We start from the raw sequence: 20147 nt of genomic DNA, 5'->3' as shown, positions 1-20147 counted from the left end.
TGAAGCTATCTACGGGCCAGGGAAGCTTGCCCCTACCATATGTCATTTAAACTTGTTAACATCGTATCAGTAGTTTAATTTTATATACAGATAATCAGATTTTTAATTTTTAGTTCAGTACCCCAAAACGCCATGGCATTTCCTCCCATGTGGCGTTAACATTAGTTTAAATTGTAAAAACGATGCCCCATGAGCCCCAAAACACTCATTTCGGAAGCACCACCAACAACGGCTACTGTCCCCTGTGAAGAAGCCATCAACGAAAACCTAGCCAAAGGACTTGCTGTCAATGAAGAAGACTATGCGATCATTGTCGGCGTAAGTCATTATTCCAGTCTGGCGCCATTGGAAGGCCCCATTACAGATGCCTGCCGGTTCAGGAACTGGCTCATCAAAGCAGATGGCGGCAACCTCCATCCGCAACATGTGTTCTTTATTCCTTCAGCTCCCGGCAGTAATGCACCCGATCAACTGGCTATTGATAAGGCGCTTTCAGATATTATCCAGATGGCAGAAACCAAGCCTGCACGCCGCCTGTATTTTTACTTTTCCGGGCATGGGTTTGGTGCGAACTGGGAAGTGAACGGCATGTGCCTGCCTATATGGTCTCCCAGCTTCTATAATGCCGCGCTTTCCTCTAAAGCTTACCTGGACCTGCTCGTAGAAAAAGACCTCTTTAAAGAAGTCTATTTCTTCCTGGACTGCTGTCGCGACAGAAAGATCAATACCAAACCGTTGCATTCTATGCTCGGCGGTCCCAGACCGGGAGGCGCTAATACGATGGCAGTAGTCATGTATGCATCTGAATACGAGAATCCGGCGTGGGAAGGTATGATGAACTCCAACGGCAACCTACAGGTACATGGATATTTTTCGAGGGCTTTGCTGGAGGCGTTAAATGGCGGTGCTGTTAATACCAACGGAGACATCACTATTACCAGTTTCCTGGACTATGTGAGGGAAAAGACAGAAACATATGCCAAAGAAAGAAATCATACGCAAACGGTACGGTCAGATATCCGTAATAACAGTTACGGGTTAGATTATGTGATCCATAAGACCGGTAGAACGCCGGGCACCGTATTGACCATACAGTTCAAGACGGCTGGGGACATTTCCCTGGAAGGACCGGACCTCAGTAATATTAAATCCGGCCCTGTGCAGGCCGGTGATTCCTGGCTGGTGCCATTAGGCAAAGGCTATCACCAGATCACAGATAAAGTCTCCAACAGGTCTTCATTCATAACCATTGATGGTACCCTAAAAACTATGACATATGAATTCTAGTACCCCTGTGTTTAAACTGTCCGTTACTGCTGTCGGCGTGATGTCCGACTTTGCGCATATCACGGTGTATAACGGCGTCCTGGAAGATATTGCCAGGGGATATGAGCAACTGAACCTTACACTGCCGGCGGGACTTTATAGCATTACGCTTAAACTGGATGGGAATATCATCAAAGAACATGTCCGGCTTACAGAAGATACACATTACGAGATCCCTACTCCTCCGGTATACTCTTCTTTGGTGGCCGACCGCTTTGAATCATCTCACGAATATTATACACATAATGCTGAACGCTACAGCCGTGAAACCACTGTGCAAACTGATACTACGGAGGGCGGCGCTATCTTTCTTTTTTTCCGGTATACTGACGTTGATAAACGGAAGGAATTAAATACCGAGCAACATTCATTGGGAGAAGGGTTCTCACTGCTGGATGCAAACCGGAAGGTGTTATTCCAGCTCCAGGGCAACAACATCAGCGAAGATACCGATACCGGCTGGATGGCTTTTCATGCGATACTTCCTGTAGGCATTTATTATCTGCACTACAGCGGGCATCAGTTCGGGGAGGATATTGGCAGCGATCATGATCTTCCTCCGAGAGAAATTCCGCTACAGGTATTCAAGAGCAGCGATAAACTACAGGGCCTTGCTGATAAATACTGGCAGACGCAGGTTTTCCTCACTTTCGGCTATGGCCCTATTTTCCCTTCCATGAGCATCTTCATTGCTCCGAGGAAGCAGGGATTCATTAATAATGATGAGAACAATTACCGCATAGACGGTCTCCGTCATAAATTTCACAATGGCGTTTTTATCTTACCGGAGAAGGTGCTACTTGAGTTTGAGCAGGGACAATGGGCGGCGCCCATGAAAGGACTGCTGGCTGCGTATGTCTATTTCAGCAGTCCGGAAACCAATAATGAGCTGCTATTTAAGAATGTTACACAAGACCTGCCCGACCTTCTTGGCGCTGATACACCGGATGTAAAAGCTTTACAAGTCCTGGCGGCACAGTATTATCATGAGCAGGTGCCTGGCGTTACGCTTAGTCAGCCCTGCATGTTCCTGGCAGGCGTACGTGCGGTGATCAGGGCGTCTATTAAACATCCTGAAGTTATTGCAGACGACAGTCTGCTGGAGGACATTGCCGACAAACTTTATTGCGATATGGTATGGACATCTTATGTACCTGCGCCATTACCGGAAGCCCATGAGCAAATAGAAACTACTGCATCCAGCGATTCCCTGACATCTACTATTTACAATGCCGTAGAAAAGATCATTGGATATGGAAGCTCTCCTGAAGAGATCGGGGAACGATTGCTAAAGTCACAAACAGTCAGCACACTATTGTATTACATAGAAAAGCTGGATGATGATGTTGACATCAATGATCTGGCAAACAGGCTACAGATCCCGCCTAATGTGGTCAGGAAGACCATCAATCATATTCTGAAATTCTCCGACAGTATTAAAGACACGGAAAGTAAACCAGACCAGTTCAATAGCAGCAACATTAATAAACTGAAAAGCATCCAACAATGACACCACAAGGCTATGCACTGCATATTGGCTTGAATGCAGTTAATCCCGACAATTATGAAGGCTGGAACGGAGAGCTCTTCGCCTGTGAGAACGATGTGGCCGTTTATAAGGCCATCGCTGAAAAAGCGGGTTTTCAGTCAATCCATTCCTTGCTCACGGCAGCCGCTACTTCTCAGAATGTATTGCAGCATTTGCAGGATGCAGCTCGTTTGCTGCAGGCCGGTGATATACTGTTGCTTACTTATTCAGGACATGGCGGTTCACTTATAGACACAAACGGGGATGAAACGAACAACTTCGGCAGTATGGATGGTTTCGATGAAACCTGGTGCCTGTACGACAGGCAGCTCATAGACGACGAACTGTTTGATTGCTTCAGCAAATTCAAAGCCGGCGTACGCATACTGATCTTTTCAGATAGTTGTCATTCGGGATCTGTTTCCAGAAATCCGGCAGCCATCACCAATGCTTCTCGCACTGATACAGCTAATTATACACGCGCCCGTGTAGCGCCGCTGAATGTGTTAATGCGCACTTACAATAAACACAAAAGCGAGTATGATGGCATACAGTCACAACTCAAAGCCGGTAAGGACGACATAGCCGCTTATGTTGTGCAGTTTGGTGCCTGCCAGGACGATGAACTGGCGATGGAAGTATGGGGTAACGGCATGTTTACAGCGAAATTACAAGAGGTAATGAAGGAGGAGATCAATAGTTATAACGATCTGTTTATTGCTATAAAAAGGGGCTTTGCAGCCAATCAGCATCCGAACTTGTATCATTATGGGGATGAGGCTCTTAACTTCCTGGCGCAGGCGCCGTTTAGTGTGCAACCGCTGGCGGGTGTGAAGGAGTAGTTATTGCTGCCTGAATAGCAAACGTATTGTCAAACCGTCCTTGCTTTCAATACTCAGCTCTCCTTCCAGCTGTGCACTGAAGGTTTGTATCAATCTTACACCTAAAGACTTTCCCGCTGCAAAATCAACGTCAGCGGGAAGGCCTGCGCCGTTATCAGAGATCATCAGCAACAAATGTTCGGGAGCTACGTAGTCAAGGGAGATCGTGATACAACCAGCCCTGTCATCAGGGAAAGCATATTTGATCGCATTGGTGACCGCTTCACTCAGGATCAGTCCCATGGGAACTGCCTGGGATACATCCAGGTCGATCGGGGCAATATGCATATCGAAATAAATGCGGCGTACGCCGCGATAGCTGTCTTCCAGGTAATGCACCAGTTCATGGATGTAGGAAGGCATGTTCACGAGGCTGAGATATTCTGACTGGTAGAGCTTCTGGTGGATGAGCGAGATGGATTGCATACGGTGTGCGCTATCCTTGATAGCTGCCAGTGCTGCTTCGCTTTCCAGGAAATTGGACTGCGTGTTGAGCAGGCTCATAACGATCTGCAGATTATTCTTCACGCGGTGATGCACTTCTTTTATCAGCCATTCTTTCTCTTTCAATAGTCTTTGCAGCGAGACATTCTTGTCAGTGATCTCCTTCTGCTGCATAGCCAGTTGCCGCATGCTACGCTGCTTCAACCGGTAGCGGTTCACGCTGAGCAATAACAATAAGATCAACAGGATAATACTACCGAAGGTGACCCGTTTCAGGAGATTAGACTGTTCGATCTGTTTTTGTTGCAACTCGCTCTTTTGACGAAGCAGCAGGATATCCTTTTCTTTCTGGCTTGTTTCGTAGCGTACCTGAAGTTCTTCCAGTTGTCTTATCCGTGTAGCGTTAAAAATAGAGTCGCTGAGCCCCTGGAAGGTACGCAGGTGATTAATAGCCTGTTCATACCTGTTCAGTACTGAATCTGTTTTGAACAGCATGAAGTGAATGTCTTTCACTATAGATAACGGCATACGGCCAGGCGTAATGGTCAGGGCTGTATCAAGGTAGCCGTCGGCCTGTTGGTATTGTTCACGGTCGAGATAGAACTTGCCAATAGAGTAATAAGCCATTGCGGATATCTGGTTACCGGAACGGGTAAGGTTTTCCAGGTAGATCATTTCCCGGTAGTACTTTTCGGCCAGCTGGTATTGTTTTAACGCGGCATAACAATCAGCAAACGCACCGGCCATCAATTCTCTGTTCAGGGGTTCTTTAGGCGGATAATTCTTCATACTCCGGTTGAGTATCGTAAGCGCCTCCCGTGGCAGTCCTGCTTTTATCAGTTCTTTTGTGAGGAAATAATTGATCCGGCAGGCGTGCTCTTTGTCGGTATTCTTTTCGTGCTGGACCAATGCTTTTTTGTACCATTCGATGCTACGGTCGTGGTCAGTCAGCTGACTGTAAATAGTACCCAGTTTCTCATACGCATCGGGGGCGACGGTACTGTCGCCGGTATGATCAATGTATTGTACACACGCAATACCATAGGCCAGGGCTTTATTATAATCTCCACGGTACAGATTAATGTCCATGAGGGTGTAATAGGTATTTTGCAGATAGCGGTCGCCCTGTATTTTTTGTAGGTTCAGCACCTGTAAAAAACCATCTTCTGCCATGTTAAGGTTACCCTGACGCCGATACACTTCTGCTCTTGCTCCCAATACCCATTGCGCACGGGGATTGTCACGCAGCTGCTGGTATATGTCCAGCGCATTGGTCATATAGGTTATCTTCTCGGGAAATGTGCTGTCGCGATCAGGAATGCGATAGCCGAGATCAATCCACCAATCGGCTTCGTCAAAGATATTATTTTCTGCATGGTATTGGCGGATGACGTCCAGGTAGGTCTTTTTGCCTGCGGCAATATCGCCGGACTCAAAATGATACTTTGCTATCATGCGGAGGCTTTCCCGTTCACCCTTCTGGTATTTGAGGCTACGGCTTAATGCCCGGGCTTTATTGAACCAGCGCAGTGCGGAATCGAGGTCGGTTTGATTGCTGCCCGGCCGTTCCAGGTAGTCCTGCCCAACCAGCAGCGTGGCGTGCACGGAAACGAGGTCCCTGGGCGATTTCCTGATCATGTCGTTCACCTTGTCCAGCTGCCTGCCGGCAATAAAAGCTTTCACGGCAAGCAGACTGGCTTCTTTGCGCCCCTCGGCATAATCGATCTGGTTACTCAGCTGCCATGCCCAGGTGGACAATATTACCGCGGTATCCAGATCAATACGACGTTTCTCCGGCAACCAGATATACCGCATTCCCTGTTCGATCATGAGATCGACCAGGGCACTATCCTGTTGCGCAGCCCCATTGATCAGTCCCCATCTTTCCCGTATCGACATCTCCTTTTTTAACCGCGGCTGTGCCCTCAAAGCGAAACACACGAATAGCAGGAAACACACACAGACAATCTTCCTGAATAGATGCATTGGTCGGTATTATTAAAAAAAAATCCGGAAGCCGCATGAAGTAGCTTCCGGTTTTCACATAGTATCTTGAGCGTTATCGCTTCGATTTAAACTCTGAACCTTCTTTCCATTGGGGGAATTTGTCCTCATTGGACAAAGTTACGCCTACATCAAATAAAAACCGTACATCTTCTACCATTCCTGATAATTCCCAGCTGGGATCCATCTGATCAAAAGGAGAATGATAATGATCGCGGCCGTAGGCGGCGGCATGATCGGGGGCCCAGAGGGAGTCATGCGCCAGAGATTTTGTTCCGCTACCGGGATATAATGCCGGAATGCCCACTTTGGCAAAATTGAAATGGTCTGAGCGGAAGAACCATCCACCGGATGGGTTAGCTTCAGGCACCAGGTAACGGCCCTGTTTTTCGGCCGCTTTGGCTGCATAGTCGTCGAGGTCGGATTGTCCTTTGCCGATGATGGTAATGTCTTTAGTACGGCCGAAGAAGTTCAGGACGTCCATGTTGATATCAGCGACGGTCGATTTCACTGGGAAGATGGGATGCGCCGCATAATATTCTGAGCCCAGCAGGCCCTGTTCTTCTCCTGTTAACGCCAGGAATAAAATAGAGCGTTTAGGCGCCTCTTTCAGCTTCGAGAACGCCGTTGCCAGCTGCAGGAGGCCTGCCACACCGGAGGCGTTATCCAGGGCTCCGTTGTAAATAGAATCGCCTCTTACAGCTTCTCCTATACCCAGGTGGTCCCAGTGGGCGGAGTAGATAATGTATTCATTTTTCCTTTCTGAACCTGGCAGCAGGGCGGCCACGTTGTGGGAAACAGATTTCCGTGTCTTGTTCTTCAGTGCTAAAGAAGCGGTCACGCCTAAAGGCACCGCTTTGAAGCCAGGATGTTTTGCCTGGTCCATGACACTGTCGGGCACACCGGCCAGCTGGAACAGCTTTTTGGCGGATTCCTGGGTCAGCCAGCCTTCTATGGCCGCACGGCTCATGTTATTGTCGGCCGTTTGCAGGTCCAGTTTAGGCTTGGACCAGCCGCTGCGTACAACGGGCCAGCCGTAACTGGCGGGTAGCACATCGTGGATGATCAGGATGCCTGCAGCGCCCTGGCGGGCAGCCTCTTCGAATTTATATGTCCACCGGCCGTAATATGTCATGGTCCTGGTCTTCCCTTTGAACAGGGTGCTGTCGTAGAAGCCGGGATCATTCACCATTACCACCACTGTTTTTCCTTTTACATCCAGGTTGGCGTAATCGTTCCAATTGTACTCGGGCGCCACTATCCCGAAGCCTGCAAACACCATTTCCGACTTGTCTATGGCTACCCGGTCCTGTACACGTTTGGTACCGGCAACGTATTGGTCGAGATAGGTCAGCTTCAGTTCTCCTGTTTTACCGGCGATGCGCAGATCTCCCTCCGGCACAGACCTGATCTCCACCATAGGCACTTCCTGCAGGAAGCTGGTATCATTACCAGGCTGCAATCCTATTTCTTTAAACCGTTTGGTGAGGTATTCCAGCGTTTTATCCTCTCCGATAGTAAAGGGTTTACGGCCCTGAAATTCATCGGAAGCAAGTACGGAAATATCCTGGGCCAGTGCGGCGGAGTCTATGGCCTTAATGGCGGTTGAGTCTTCAGCGCTGGTTTGCCTGTTTCCTGAATTACAGGCAGCAGCGGCCAGCGTAGAAAAGAGTAACAGATTACGCAGGTTTTTCATGAGCAAGTTGTATTTACTTTAAAGATATTCAAATTATGTTCAAACTGTTTCTCTTCATAACTGTTGTTCGCGCTTTGAACAATTAATTATAAGTTTGCCGCCAAACCGGTCATTCGTTCTGTTAACAAATTACACGTTATAAAAGCAGCTATCAGCAGCTCCACAAATAACAATGGATCGATGTCCCCAATAAAATCTAAATTATGCCGCATTTCGGAGAAAGATTAAAAAGCGCGCGAAGGATAAAAGGCTGGTCCCTTCAGGATCTCGCCAACTATGCAGCTCATGCCGTGAGCAAACAGGCGTTGAGCAAATATGAGACGGAAGCGATGATGCCTTCGCGCAAAATATTGCTGCTGCTTTGCACCGCATTGGATGTAACGCCTAATTATTTTGAAACGCAGCCGGTGTTCAAGCTGCCGGTATTCGAGCTGCGCAAAAATACTTTGCCGGTGAAACAGGCCGAAAGTATCAAAGAGAAAGTAAAGCGTGCGATGGAGCTATACCTGCAGACAGAAAATTTATTAAACATCAAAACCAGGTTCAGCAATCCTATCAGACCTATTCCAGTACCTGACGAAGAAGCGGCTGCAGATATTGCAGACAAGCTGCGGGATAAATGGGACCTGGGACGAGGCGCGCTGCACAACGTGATAGGGATGCTGGAAAACAGAGGCATCCGCGTGATCCAGGTCACTTCACCTGCTATCTTTGATGGCGTAAGCACCTATGTAGGCAGAGCGCCTGTGATCGTACTGCACGAGGAGCGCCCAGCGGATATCAAAAGATATGCTGCCATGTATGAACTGGGGCAATTGTTACTGAATATCCCGGAAAACGCGGACAGGCATAAACTCTGCGAGATCTTCGCCCGTACGATGTTACTACCGGGAGATACTTTGGGTATTTTACTAAGCTACAAACGACAGGCTATCTCGCCGGGAGAATTGCTTTGTGTAAAAGAGCAGTATGGTCTTCCCATGCAGGCGGTGATGCACCAGGCCATTTTCAAAGGCATCATTGACAAGAAGAACGCACAACCCTTTTTTAAGCTTATAGCCGATAACAAGGATGAAACAGGGTTAGGGAATTATATGGGCACTGAGAAGAACTACCGTTTTGACAGAATGTTAGGCAGACTGGTGATAGAAGAGATCATTGACCTGGAAAAAGCGCTGGAGCTTACGGGGATGTCTGCAGAGGAATTGCAAAAGAAAGTGGAACTGTTTGAGCCGGCGCCGCAGGAAGCTGTGTAAACAAATATGTAAAATCAGATATGGGTCTTTTGTGCTGTGCACAGAAGGCCCTTTTTTTATTTTAAGTACGGGAAAAATCCCCTCCCGCTATCCGTCTATCTCCCATTGTCCCACCCTGGCGGACAGCCTACCTTTGAATTGAACGCAAGGCCCCGTACAGCTATTCATCACATTTAACAACGACAATTATGGACCCCACCTTTATCCAGGAATATTTCGACCGGCTCGACAAAAGAGCCATCAGGAAGATCATCGCAGCAGCCACTAAAGGCCAGGAGCTGCCTGTCACCATCCGGCCTGTCACCCCACAATTTAACCCCAACAAACAAACCGGTAAAAGAAGAACGTCCCGTTAACAGCGGGACGTTTCACGTTTGGCACACCGCGCTGAAAAACCTGCTAAAACAAGCTACACAAGGGACCGGTTATACCTTCCATGTCTCACCAGATCATTATGTAAGCGCCGGTTTGCAGAAAAAGATAATATGGACAAAAAAATAAAATATCTGCACAAAACCGTAAAGAAATTATGAGACTGGTAATATCGTTGCAGTACTGTGTTTTAATTTGGTAGTACGATGACCCTACCATTGTCCATTTCAACCCACATCGGTCAGCCGATACTGTTTACCCCCGGAATGCCTGAGGCCTATTCCAGCTACGCGCTGCAGGGCACGAAGCCTTTCTACGCGGTAAGCGACAGTTTTGGCTGCATCCTGTTCCAGCAGGTAGCGAACCATAGTTACAGTGCATGGGTGAGTCATTATATCATTAATAAACCGACAGCATTCAAAGTAAAAGGAAACGTGGACGACTTGCTGCTCCACCACACATTAAAGGGTAATATGTTTTATGAGCTGAACAGTCATGAAAGTGAGACCTTTCAGCACCATATGAATATTCTGGTAGCTCCCAGGCTTAAGCATGTAGTCCGTTTCAAGGCAGCGGGCGTATATGTAGCGCTGGACATACAGATCCCGGTGGAAGAGATGAAGAGCTACCAGGAAAGTTTCCCGGTAGTACAAGATCTACTCAATAAACTTGACAATGAAAATACCATTACGTTGTTGGACCAGCATATGATTGCCCATGAACGCCTTCGCAATATTATACAGGATATCACCGAACGCCAGTTACCTAAGGCTGCCAGCGAAAAATACAGAGAACAGAAAACCGGAGAACTCATCATTGAATCACTTGATATGCTTTCACGTTACCTTACAGATGCCAACGGCCTCAGTGCGGCCGACCATGAAAGAGGCCAGAAGACAGAGGTACATTTGCTGAAACATCTGCAGCAACCATCCCCGCCTACCCTCAAACAATTGGCCAGATTTGCCGGTACGAATGAAAAGAAACTGGAAGAGATCTTCCGGAGCCGGCACGGTATTACCGTATACGACTTCTTTCAGAATGCACGTATGCGGATCATATACCGCAAGCTCACAGAGACGTCTATGCCATTGCAGGACCTGGCGGAAGAATTCGGCTACACCGATTATTCCAGCTTCTCTTATGCCGTTAAAAAACGCTTCTCTATGAGTCCGCGGGAACTGCGAAAGAACAGTAGTATCAACTCATAGTTGATTTTCTCTCTTTCCAAAGTTTCATTGCGTCACTCCTAAAAACCCCCATCAGATCATGATGTAACTTTAAAACAGAAACAACAATATTATTCGTTTTCGTTGCCATAACGACCTATAATACGACAAGAACATTTAATGGTATATTGAGGAAAACAACGTCCTGGCTCTCTAGCCGGGACCATTTTTCTTACAATGTTACCAGTTCCAATATATCGCAACATATACCAATTACTATGACCACTCATCTCATTATTTGTAACTCCCCATTAACTTATTAACCCAGGTACATGAAACCGTTTAAAAGCACGCTTTTGTTTGTTACCCTATGCTTCCCCTGTTTTCATTTCGCCCTTGCCGCTGGTGGGGGCGACTTGTTTTCTGACAGATGGTCTATGCAGCCTGTTCCCCTTCAAACACGTTGGGCGGCGGACGTTTCTCCTGACAATGTTTTACCTGAATATCCACGGCCGCAGATGGTACGTTCGCAATGGCAGAACCTGAACGGCTTATGGGAGTATGCTGTTACCCGTTGGGATGACGATATGCCTTTACAATTTGACGGTGAGATCCTGGTGCCTTTCGCTATTGAGTCCGCGCTTTCCGGCGTACAACGGGCGTTGTTGCCTACGCAAAGGCTCTGGTATAAACGGTCTGTCAAAAAGCCGGATACCCGGGGCAGGAAACGCGTTCTCTTGCATTTTGGGGCGGTTGACTGGCGGGCAGCAGTCTACCTCAATGGGAAGCTTTTAGGGCGGCATATGGGCGGTTATCAGCATTTCTCGTTCGATATCACCGCTTCTTTGCAAGAGGGCAATAATGAGCTTGTAGTGAGTGTTCTTGACCCTTCCAATCTCGGGCCTAATCCCTGCGGTAAACAAACCTTACGCCCGCGGAAGATCCTCTATACGGCTGTTAGCGGGATCTGGCAGACGGTTTGGATGGAGACCGTGCCGCCGGCTTATATCAGCGACCTGTTTATGACACCGGACCTTGATGCCGCTTGCCTTAACTTGCGGGTCAATACTTCCGATACTGCGGGTAGTGTAGTTGAAGCGATCGCGTATGCAGGGACACAGGTTATTAGCCGTACTACCGGTCCTGCCGGCAAGATGCTGGACCTCGGTGTTCCCTTCGCGCATTTATGGAGCCCTGCGGATCCTTTTCTTTATCATCTGAAGATCCGCTTGCGACGCAACGGACAAGTCGTAGATTCCGTAACCAGCTATTTCGGGATGCGGAAAATTGCTGTTCAGAAAGATAGTACCGGTATGCCACGGCTCTTCCTCAATAATAAGTATACCTTCCATTTAGGTGTGCTTGACCAGGGATACTGGCCGGAAGGCTTGTACACCGCCCCTACCGATTCCGCGCTTGTCTTTGACATTAGGATGATGAAGGATATGGGATTTAATACTATCCGTAAACATGTGAAAATAGAGCCTGACAGGTGGTATTATCATGCAGACAGACTGGGCATGCTGGTATGGCAGGACATGGTGCCTTGTGCGGATGAAGACTTCTACTCTACTTCACAGTTTGAACAGGAGAACGCCGAGAACCTTTATCAATTGCATAACTTCCCGTCTATTGTAATGTGGGTGCTGTTCAATGAGGGATGGGGCAAATACAATCAAAAGAATCTCACGGAGTGGATGAAACAATCCGATCCCTCCCGGATCATAAACGGCCATTCCGGTGAGAACCTGGATGAATATAGCGACACACCTATCCGCGACCGGTGGATCAGCAGTGATGTGGCAGATGTCCATTATTACCCCGGGCCGAATATAGCACCTTCCCTGCCCGGCAAGGCAAGGGTACTGGGCGAATGGGGCGGAGTTCGGGTGATCACGCCGGGACATCAATGGGCGCCGAAAACAGGCTGGGGATATGTGGAGGTGAGTGCGGCTAGGTTTGCAGAGCGGTACCGGTATATGATGGGAAGATTAAAGACGTACGAGCAACAGGGATTGTCCGGTGCCATCTACACACAACCTTATGATGTGGAGTCTGAAGAAAACGGGTTTATGACCTACGATAGGAAGGTGATAAAGCTGAGTGCCGATTTCCTCAAAAAAGAAAACAGCAAATTATTATATTGATATGAGGAGTCTTACCTCCCGGATAAGACTCCCTGAAAAAAGCCTACCAGATGGTAGTCGTTAAATTCGATGTTATTACACATGGATAAAATGCGCCACCTCTTCCTACAATAGCCATACCTCCTCTTTTCGATGGTTTTCGGCGACTCCATATGTGCCGGCCTGGCAATGAAAGGTATCTCTTTCCAAAGCGAAATACTTAGGAGATAGGTATAAAAATTGCATTGGATCATCCTGATCTACTAAGCAGCCCCACCAGCTCATGGCCTATTTTAAAGCGACTCCAAACTTTATGAAATACGTAATTATCTTTCTTCTCTGCTTTCATATTTCGTTCGTAAACGCCCAAAAACCTCCTATTAACAACTTCACGTACAAAGGATGGGAGATGTTGTTAAACTATCATATATCCGATGACGGTAAATACGTCTGGTATACTTATGGTTCCGAGGTTACCGGTATCACGTTGGTAGTACGTTCCATTCATGGCAACTATTCCAAGTTATTTACCGGCGTATGGGATGCCACCTTTACGTCAGACAATCAACACCTGGTATTTAATTCCCCCAATGGCCTCGGCATCCTGACATTAGGTGCATCGACTATACATTATCTACAGCGGGTCAATGGTTATACAGTCCCGGACAATGGCAACTGGCTGGCAGCAAAGCTAGCAGATACGCTATTGCTGAAAAATCTTCATACTAAGCAGGAACGCCGCTATGTTGGCGTAACGACTTATCTGTTTAATAAAGCCGGGAATGTGCTGGTATATTATGCCAACGACATCCTGATGTGGACGGATCTTACAACTGATCACTCCCGGCCTGTTACCTTAGGAGATCAAATTAGCAACATTACTTTTAATCATGCGGATACTGCTATTGCGTTTACGGACAGTAGCCATATTTACTATTTCGGAAAAGGCATGGACAGCGCGAGGCAGATCCGGCTGGCAGGTTTGAGACCTGGTACTACATTCCTCCCTATGCCCTTACAATTTAGCACTGATGATAAACTATTATTCCTGAAGGTTGCTTATGAAAGAGTGCCTGTCCCGAAGCAGTCCAAGCAGCTACCGAATAAACTACACATCTGGGACTACAGGGATACACGTCTGCCTTCCCAGGAGGCACCTGATCCTTATCGCCCTATATCTGCAGTTGTTCCAGTAGGCGGAGGTACCGTTATCCAACTTGAGAATGCAGACACTATCTTATCTGGACTGCCGGGAAATCAATATGCCCTGGTATCGAACATAGTGGATGAGGAAGATGCATACTGGAACCCGAAGCAGGTAAAAAGTTATGATCTCATTTCGCTGACAAACGGCACGCGCAAACATGTGACATCTTCTGCGCTGGACGTAGCGCTGTCTCCGGCAGAACATTACGTCAGTTGGTTTGATCCAGGCACTCAACACTACTTTACTTATCAAATTGACAAAGGGATTATCAGAGATATATCTTCCAATGTTTCAACTACGCTGACCAATAAACATCTTAGCAGTGCCGAGATACGGCCCTATGGATCCGCGGGCTGGCTATCCGGAGATCAGCGACTGCTTATCTATGATGAATTTGATATCTGGCAATTAGATCCGAATGCCAGCACACCTCCTCTTAATATCACTGAGCATTATGGTCGGCGGTATAAGACAATTCTCCGGGTAGTATATCCACAGCAATTATCCCTGTTGCGCGAACATGATCCTTTGCTGGTCAGCTGCCTTGATAGTAATAAGTATAACGGCTTTATGCACATTAAAGCCGGGGTTAATAACGCACCACATCCCGCCAACATGGAGCCCGCCGTATATCATTTCCCGGCCCTGGTTGTTTTTGAGCCTCCTGCTCCTGCCAAAGCAAAGACCACAGATGTTTACATCCTGCAAAGACAAAGCCCCACCCAGGCGCCGAACCTTGTTACTACTACTGACTTTAAAACATTCAAACCACTTTCCGATATCCAACCGCAGCAGTCTTACAACTGGCTGACAGCAGAATTGGTCCGCTGGCCAATACCGGGAGGGACTACCGGCACCGGCATACTTTACAAACCGGAGGATTTTGATAGTACCAGGCAGTACCCAATTATATTCAACTATTATGAACAAAGAAGTAATGAACTGTATCTCTTTCCGCATGTAAGGCTGAGCAATGGTACCTTAACCATTGCCTGGTATGTCAGTAACGGATACCTTGTTTTTGTTCCTGACATCTATCGACCCACTGGCCAGAATGGCACCGCTATTCTTAACACCGTTGTATCTGCAGCTCAGTACTTATCTGCCCGGCCTTATGTAAATGCGAAGAAAATGGGCCTCCAGGGCCACAGCTTCGGTGGATATGAAACCAATTACATCATTACGCATACTAATATCTTCGCTGCCGCACAGTCCTCCGCTGCACCTGCAGAACTATTTGGTCTACATGGTGGGATAGGATTCGGGGGCAAAAGCTATCATTACATATCTGAACAAGGGCAACTTAACCAGGGAGTACCTCCCTGGGAGAACCCGAACCTTTATGTGCAGACCTCTCCTGTGTTATTTGCTTCGAAAATCAACACGCCTTTATTAATGATGCATAATAAAGGCGATGGTGCTGTGCCGTTTTCACAGTCGGTGGCATTGTTTACAGCATTGAGGAGGTTAGGCAAGCCGGCATGGGTGCTTGAGTATGAGGACGAAGGGCATGTGTTGTTCGACCCGAAGTGTCAGTTGGACTTTAGTATTAAACAGCAAGAGTTTTTCGGTTATTATTTAAGAAACCAAGCTGCTCCCATATGGATGCAACAATAAAAGATCATCAGTGAATGACAAAAGCCAGACCCAATAGATCGAGTCTGGCGTAACTGCAATTTTCTTATGTTCCAATTATTGTTAATTTTTCAGGTAGGCCCGAGCTGCTCCGACTTCTGCTTCCTGTCCATCTCGTACTGCCTCTGCAATCGCATCTAAAATCGGTTTTCCTACCTGTTGGTTATCGACTTTGGGTTTGTCTATAAATTGGCCATTATCATATATAAGATTCGGATCAGAAATTTTCAACCCACAGAAGACTGCGCCTCCTGTGCAAAGAACGTTAATAGTACTACATTCCACCTCCACATACTTGGAAGGATCGTTGTACTGACCAGCAGTACCTGTAAAAGAAAAGCACCTATCGGCCCATCTTACGGTTGCCTCAACATGGGTCACGCCCAGACTGCTGGTAACTAAAGTGTGTTTTTGAATATCGCTTTTCACTGTTGTTGCTGCAATCATTTTGTTCAGCGTATATTTCCTGGCTCCAAAAGCCATTAATCCACCAACAATTGCAACCAATGCAATTAATACAAGAAGAATTTTTCCAGTTTTCATAACTGATAATTTAATTTTGTTGTGATGTGTTGCCTACTCTTTTCTGATGGTTTTCGGCGTTCCCATTAGCATTGACCTTTTTTGACCATTCTATTGAAGCTACAGTAAGGGCGTATGTGACAGATAGAAGGGAGTAACGAATTATCCGGCACATGGGTTGGAACATGACAGTATCGAATAAATGTAATCCTTATACTTCGGAAAAAATTTGGACGTAAAGAATAAAAGCCTTCCTAATCGGAAGGCTTAAATAGTTAGAATAAATAGGTCAGTAAAGTTTGAGAGATTATCTTTATTAAGAGTTTATAACCTTCTTCAATGAATCCACACCTACGCCTCCGATCACAATCTGTTTAAACTCCTTTTTCTTATCGTATATAGCAAGATATGGGAAGCCAGGCGCTTTATAGTAAGTAAAGAAAAAACCACTTACATCCTTTCCGATGGTTATATTCTTGTATTTATCCAACTTAAATAGCGTATCATAAAAATGAATTTCCTTAAAATCTGCCATAGTTGCCATGTAAAAACGAACATTCTTTAGCTCGCTCATCCGTTGAGTAATCTCTCTCGTAAAAGCCTGGCAATAAGGACAATCTGGCCCAAAGAAGAATAATACCACAGGCTGCCCTTTAGGAATCTTTGCGGTATTAAATTTCACAGTGGTATCCAATAACTGAATATTAAACGACGGTAAGTCTCTATCAATTCCAGGGGGTAATGCCCGACTATGCTTTGTGCAACTGATTATTCCAGCTAAAGCTATGACTAACAAAAATGATCTCATTATTATGCAATTTTATTATTGGCTGCCTTCCAGATATAATCCAGGAGCAATAAACCAAAGGAGAAAAATATTAATATCGGTAACATCTGGAACCGCAAAGCGATCTGGGAAGCGAATACGCTAAATCCGAAATTCACTATCCAGAGGCCAAATGCCAGTAACAACCCTATCGACAGCGTTCTATTATGTTTGATCCCGTGTAATACCACAAACCCTACCAGACTAAATAGGAATACCACATTCATCACCCCTACGAGAATAGGATAAAAGTTCAGTACCGTTACTTTCAAGTCCTTGAAATGCGTCTTGAGCTTGCGGGATTCATAACCAAACCACATCTGCCCCATCGGAGCAATACTGTCTTTACCCATGTTGTATGTATCCAAGAACTCTACAGGAGGTGCATAGTACTTCATTGTGTTAGGTAGTAAATAGTACTTCGCAAATGTTGTGGGATATTGTTTGATCAGATAAGCACCATATTCGGCCAAAATGGGACCGACAGTAGCCCACTTCTTCAAAATATGCGCATTCGGTTCCTTTGCAGACTTAAGCATCATATATTGTTGCAGCGGAGACTTAGGATCCCACATGTACCACGTATTAGCAATAAACATCTCCTGCTGGTGCATATAAAAGTTCCTGGTAGTATCAAAGTAAGTCCGCACCATTTTATCCAGCTGCTTAAACTTAGCCGGCATAGGAGGAGGTGGTTCGTCCTGCACAAAACGATAGGCATACAAGGCATTATTAGCCATCTGCCAGCCGCTAAAAGGCGAGAACTGCCGGATACCTGTTAGCCGGTTATATTGATTACTGGTATGATATACGAATCCCGCAATGAGAAGAACACTGGAAAAAATCCCTACCACTTTCATCTTCCAGGGCTGCCGGCTGATAATAAAAGCTAGCGCAGCCACAACCGGATAGAATAGCGCATTATACCTCACTGTAAATGCTAACAGGATAATAACGGCATGTAGTATGATCAATCTCTTTTCTGGCCGGTGCAATATCCAGAGCAATAACGTGAACCATATGAGGCTTAAACTCAAAAATAAAGCATCGCTAGATACATAATTACTGATATAAAGGAATACTGGATTAAACACCATGCCAACAAACAACAGCCCGAAAATAACCTTTCCTGGTTTATAAAAGTATGCCAGCGTAAATATCAGGAACAAGGCACTGAATTGTAGCAGTAGATATTGAAATGCTACCAATGCCGTATCGGATATTGTAAGCGTACTAAAGAAACGCAGGAATTTAGAATAGCCGATCGGATAGGTATTTATATTGAAATTCCCATAAGCAGATTCCAGGTATACATAAGAGTCTCCATCAATAAATCCTGCTGAAGGGTATAGATGTTTAAAGATAAAAAACTGTACAAACGCAGCTAAACAAGCAAACCAAACCAACGCTTTGTTCCAGGGCAGGTCCCATAGGAACTCCTTAAATGAAGGCACACGTTCAGATACTGCAGCCGAAGGTGGCACATCCGTGGATTTCTGTTCGTGGTACTCCTGTTCGGTGTTGATCGCCCATATATTATCTTTCGTATTAATTCCTTCTATGATGTTATCTATTGCTACCATTGCGGTCAGCATAGAATGATCTGCATTATTGTATTTATGCATGCCATTGCGGCCAACCAGGAATAAATTTTCCAGTTTGTCTGTATAAGCCCTTACCTCGTCAAAGTGTGCATAGGCTCCAAAATAGGCAGGATAGGTCTTTTCTACTCTCAATACGGTACTGTCCAGGACATTCTCGTGTGAGGCCAATCCGATCTTTTCCAATTCCCTGATGGCCAGGGCCGCAATTTCAGTATCCGGCAGTTTCCAGAACTCATCCGTCTCAATACAGAAGAACTCCATTCCCACCCAGGCGGTATCAGGATCTGCCACCATATAAGGGCTCCAGTTATTGAATAACTGCAACCTCCCCACTTTTACGTCCTTCTCTTGTATATAGATCCAGGTATCTTCCAGCTTCAGCGATTTCCATTCTCCTGTGTGCTTATCCAGGAAAGATAAACGACGAAGTAAAATACCCACAGTAATGAAATCCCGGTATTGCAGCTTAGAGGCAACGTCTTTTACTAGATCGGGCACTTCCCCTATTATTCCTCCGATCAGTTCTTTTACCGGCATTGTACTGAAGAAATAGTCGCCCGTCAGCGATAGCTCTTCCCCGGTTTGATTATTAACCGCTGTTATAGCGCTTACCTTGTTATCGTCAGTATATATATGTTTTACATCATGATGCATGTGGATAATCCCCCCCATCGCCTGTACTTGACGAGCTACTTCCTCCCACAGCTGCCCCGGACCAAGTTTGGGGTAAAAGAATTGTTCTATCAGGCTGGTTTCCGTATCCTTCTGTCCAACATCAACGGTTGCCTTTTTCTTGCTTTTACTGAGCTCCTGGATAGCGTGTTCTATTGCCTTGCGGATACTCACACCTTTAATACGTTGCGCCCCCCATTCAGCGGGAATCTCATTGCAAGGAACACCCCAGACCTTTTCCGTATAATCCTTGAAAAAGAGATGATACAAGGTCTTACCGAATCGATTGATCATGAAATCTGCCAGGCTCTTTTCCGGCTTGCGGGGGAATAGTTGTGCCCATAGGTAAGAGAAGAGTATAGCAATCGTCCTTCCTATTCCCAGTTTCCTTAATGTATCTATGGACAAAGTAATAGGATAAGTAAAAAAACGACGCAGGAAATAGATCCTCGACAGCCGCTTCCGCACCAACATCACTTTATCAGGATCATCACTTCTCAGGTTTCCAGGTAGATCCTTTCGATTGATATCCCGAGATTTATTTTGATACTTAATCTTAAACGACTCTTCATTACCAGCCTGCAAGGGTAGTATATTCAACCACCAATGCATTACCCGGTCAGATTTAGAGAAAAACCGGTGGCCGCCGATGTCCATGCGGTTTCCCTTATAGTTAATAGTCTTTGAGATACCACCTATATCTCCGCTTTTTTCTAATATAATAGGGATAATATCTGTGCGCTGTAGCATTTCATAAGCGGCGGTCAATCCTGCAGGACCTGCACCTATGATAATGGCATTTCTTTTAGACTCCATAATGTGGTATTGAATAATTGTAAAACAGGGCGCCTCAAGGGTCGTGGTTAACTATTCTAAAAT

At 46.1% G+C, this 20147-nt stretch carries 13 protein-coding genes; 8 read left to right on the top strand and 5 right to left on the bottom strand.

From position 1 onward, the window contains the following. Nucleotides 1-189: 189 nt before the first annotated feature. The 3 genes from C7475_RS23410 to C7475_RS23400 are packed head-to-tail and all read left to right on the top strand — an operon-like array spanning nt 190 to nt 3696. A complete protein-coding gene (locus tag C7475_RS23410; protein WP_110055843.1) occupies nt 190-1287 on the top strand; it encodes a caspase family protein in 1098 nt (365 codons plus the stop codon). Continuing rightward, nucleotides 1277-2836, top strand: coding sequence for a hypothetical protein (locus tag C7475_RS23405; protein WP_110055842.1), 1560 nt, complete (start codon nt 1277-1279; stop codon nt 2834-2836). The genes C7475_RS23410 and C7475_RS23405 overlap by 11 nt, the downstream gene beginning before the upstream one ends. Further along, nucleotides 2833-3696, top strand: coding sequence for a caspase family protein (locus C7475_RS23400; RefSeq protein ID WP_110055841.1), 864 nt, complete (start codon nt 2833-2835; stop codon nt 3694-3696). The genes C7475_RS23405 and C7475_RS23400 overlap by 4 nt, the downstream gene beginning before the upstream one ends. Here the strand turns inward: C7475_RS23400 and C7475_RS23395 are convergent, their stop codons facing one another. Together C7475_RS23395 and C7475_RS23390 are read right to left on the bottom strand one after the other, a co-directional pair. Next, nucleotides 3697-6078 carry a histidine kinase dimerization/phosphoacceptor domain -containing protein gene (locus C7475_RS23395; RefSeq protein WP_158286597.1) on the bottom strand — a complete coding sequence of 794 codons (2382 nt, stop codon included), beginning with the start codon at nt 6076-6078 and terminating at the stop codon, nt 3697-3699. 160 nt (nt 6079-6238) lie between these two features. Beyond that, nucleotides 6239-7879 (bottom strand): M28 family metallopeptidase, encoded by a 1641-nt coding sequence (locus tag C7475_RS23390; RefSeq protein ID WP_110055839.1) that lies wholly within the window; start codon nt 7877-7879, stop codon nt 6239-6241. Nucleotides 7880-8082: 203 nt separating this feature from the next. Between C7475_RS23390 and C7475_RS23385 the strand changes: the two genes are divergently transcribed. The 5 genes from C7475_RS23385 (at nt 8083) to C7475_RS23370 (ending at nt 15626) form a co-directional block, all read left to right on the top strand. Continuing rightward, nucleotides 8083-9135 carry a helix-turn-helix domain-containing protein gene (locus C7475_RS23385; RefSeq protein WP_110055838.1) on the top strand — a complete coding sequence of 351 codons (1053 nt, stop codon included), beginning with the start codon at nt 8083-8085 and terminating at the stop codon, nt 9133-9135. A 188-nt stretch (nt 9136-9323) separates the two neighbouring features. Further along, nucleotides 9324-9491, top strand: a complete 168-nt coding sequence (locus C7475_RS33040) for a hypothetical protein (protein WP_158286596.1) — start codon at nt 9324-9326, stop codon at nt 9489-9491. Nucleotides 9492-9713: 222 nt separating this feature from the next. Then, nucleotides 9714-10718 (top strand): AraC family transcriptional regulator, encoded by a 1005-nt coding sequence (locus C7475_RS23380; protein WP_110055837.1) that lies wholly within the window; start codon nt 9714-9716, stop codon nt 10716-10718. A gap of 290 nt (nt 10719-11008) precedes the next feature. After that, on the top strand, nt 11009-12823 hold the full coding sequence (locus tag C7475_RS23375) for a glycoside hydrolase family 2 protein (RefSeq protein ID WP_110055836.1): 1815 nt from the start codon (nt 11009-11011) through the stop codon (nt 12821-12823). A 292-nt stretch (nt 12824-13115) separates the two neighbouring features. After that, nucleotides 13116-15626: a S9 family peptidase gene (locus C7475_RS23370; protein WP_158286595.1), complete on the top strand. Its 2511-nt coding sequence runs from the start codon at nt 13116-13118 to the stop codon at nt 15624-15626. Between the two features lie 81 nt (nt 15627-15707). Here the strand turns inward: C7475_RS23370 and C7475_RS23365 are convergent, their stop codons facing one another. The 3 genes from C7475_RS23365 to C7475_RS23355 all read right to left on the bottom strand — a co-directional run bounded on the left by C7475_RS23365 (nt 15708) and on the right by C7475_RS23355 (nt 20084). Next, complete coding sequence (locus C7475_RS23365) at nt 15708-16187, bottom strand: hypothetical protein (RefSeq protein ID WP_110055834.1); 480 nt, start codon at nt 16185-16187, stop codon at nt 15708-15710. A 295-nt stretch (nt 16188-16482) separates the two neighbouring features. Continuing rightward, the gene (locus C7475_RS23360) at nt 16483-16974 is read right to left on the bottom strand and encodes a thioredoxin family protein (protein ID WP_110055833.1); all 492 of its coding nucleotides are present in this window, start codon (nt 16972-16974) and stop codon (nt 16483-16485) included. A 2-nt stretch (nt 16975-16976) separates the two neighbouring features. Further along, entirely contained in the window at nt 16977-20084 is a 3108-nt protein-coding gene (locus C7475_RS23355) for an NAD(P)/FAD-dependent oxidoreductase (RefSeq protein WP_110055832.1), read from the bottom strand. Nucleotides 20085-20147 lie beyond the last annotated feature (63 nt).

It is taken from the genome of Chitinophaga sp. S165, assembly GCF_003182155.1.
Classification (GTDB): domain Bacteria; phylum Bacteroidota; class Bacteroidia; order Chitinophagales; family Chitinophagaceae; genus Chitinophaga.
Note: the sequence above shows the minus strand (reverse complement) of the source record. Positions and strands in the feature narration are given on the sequence as shown.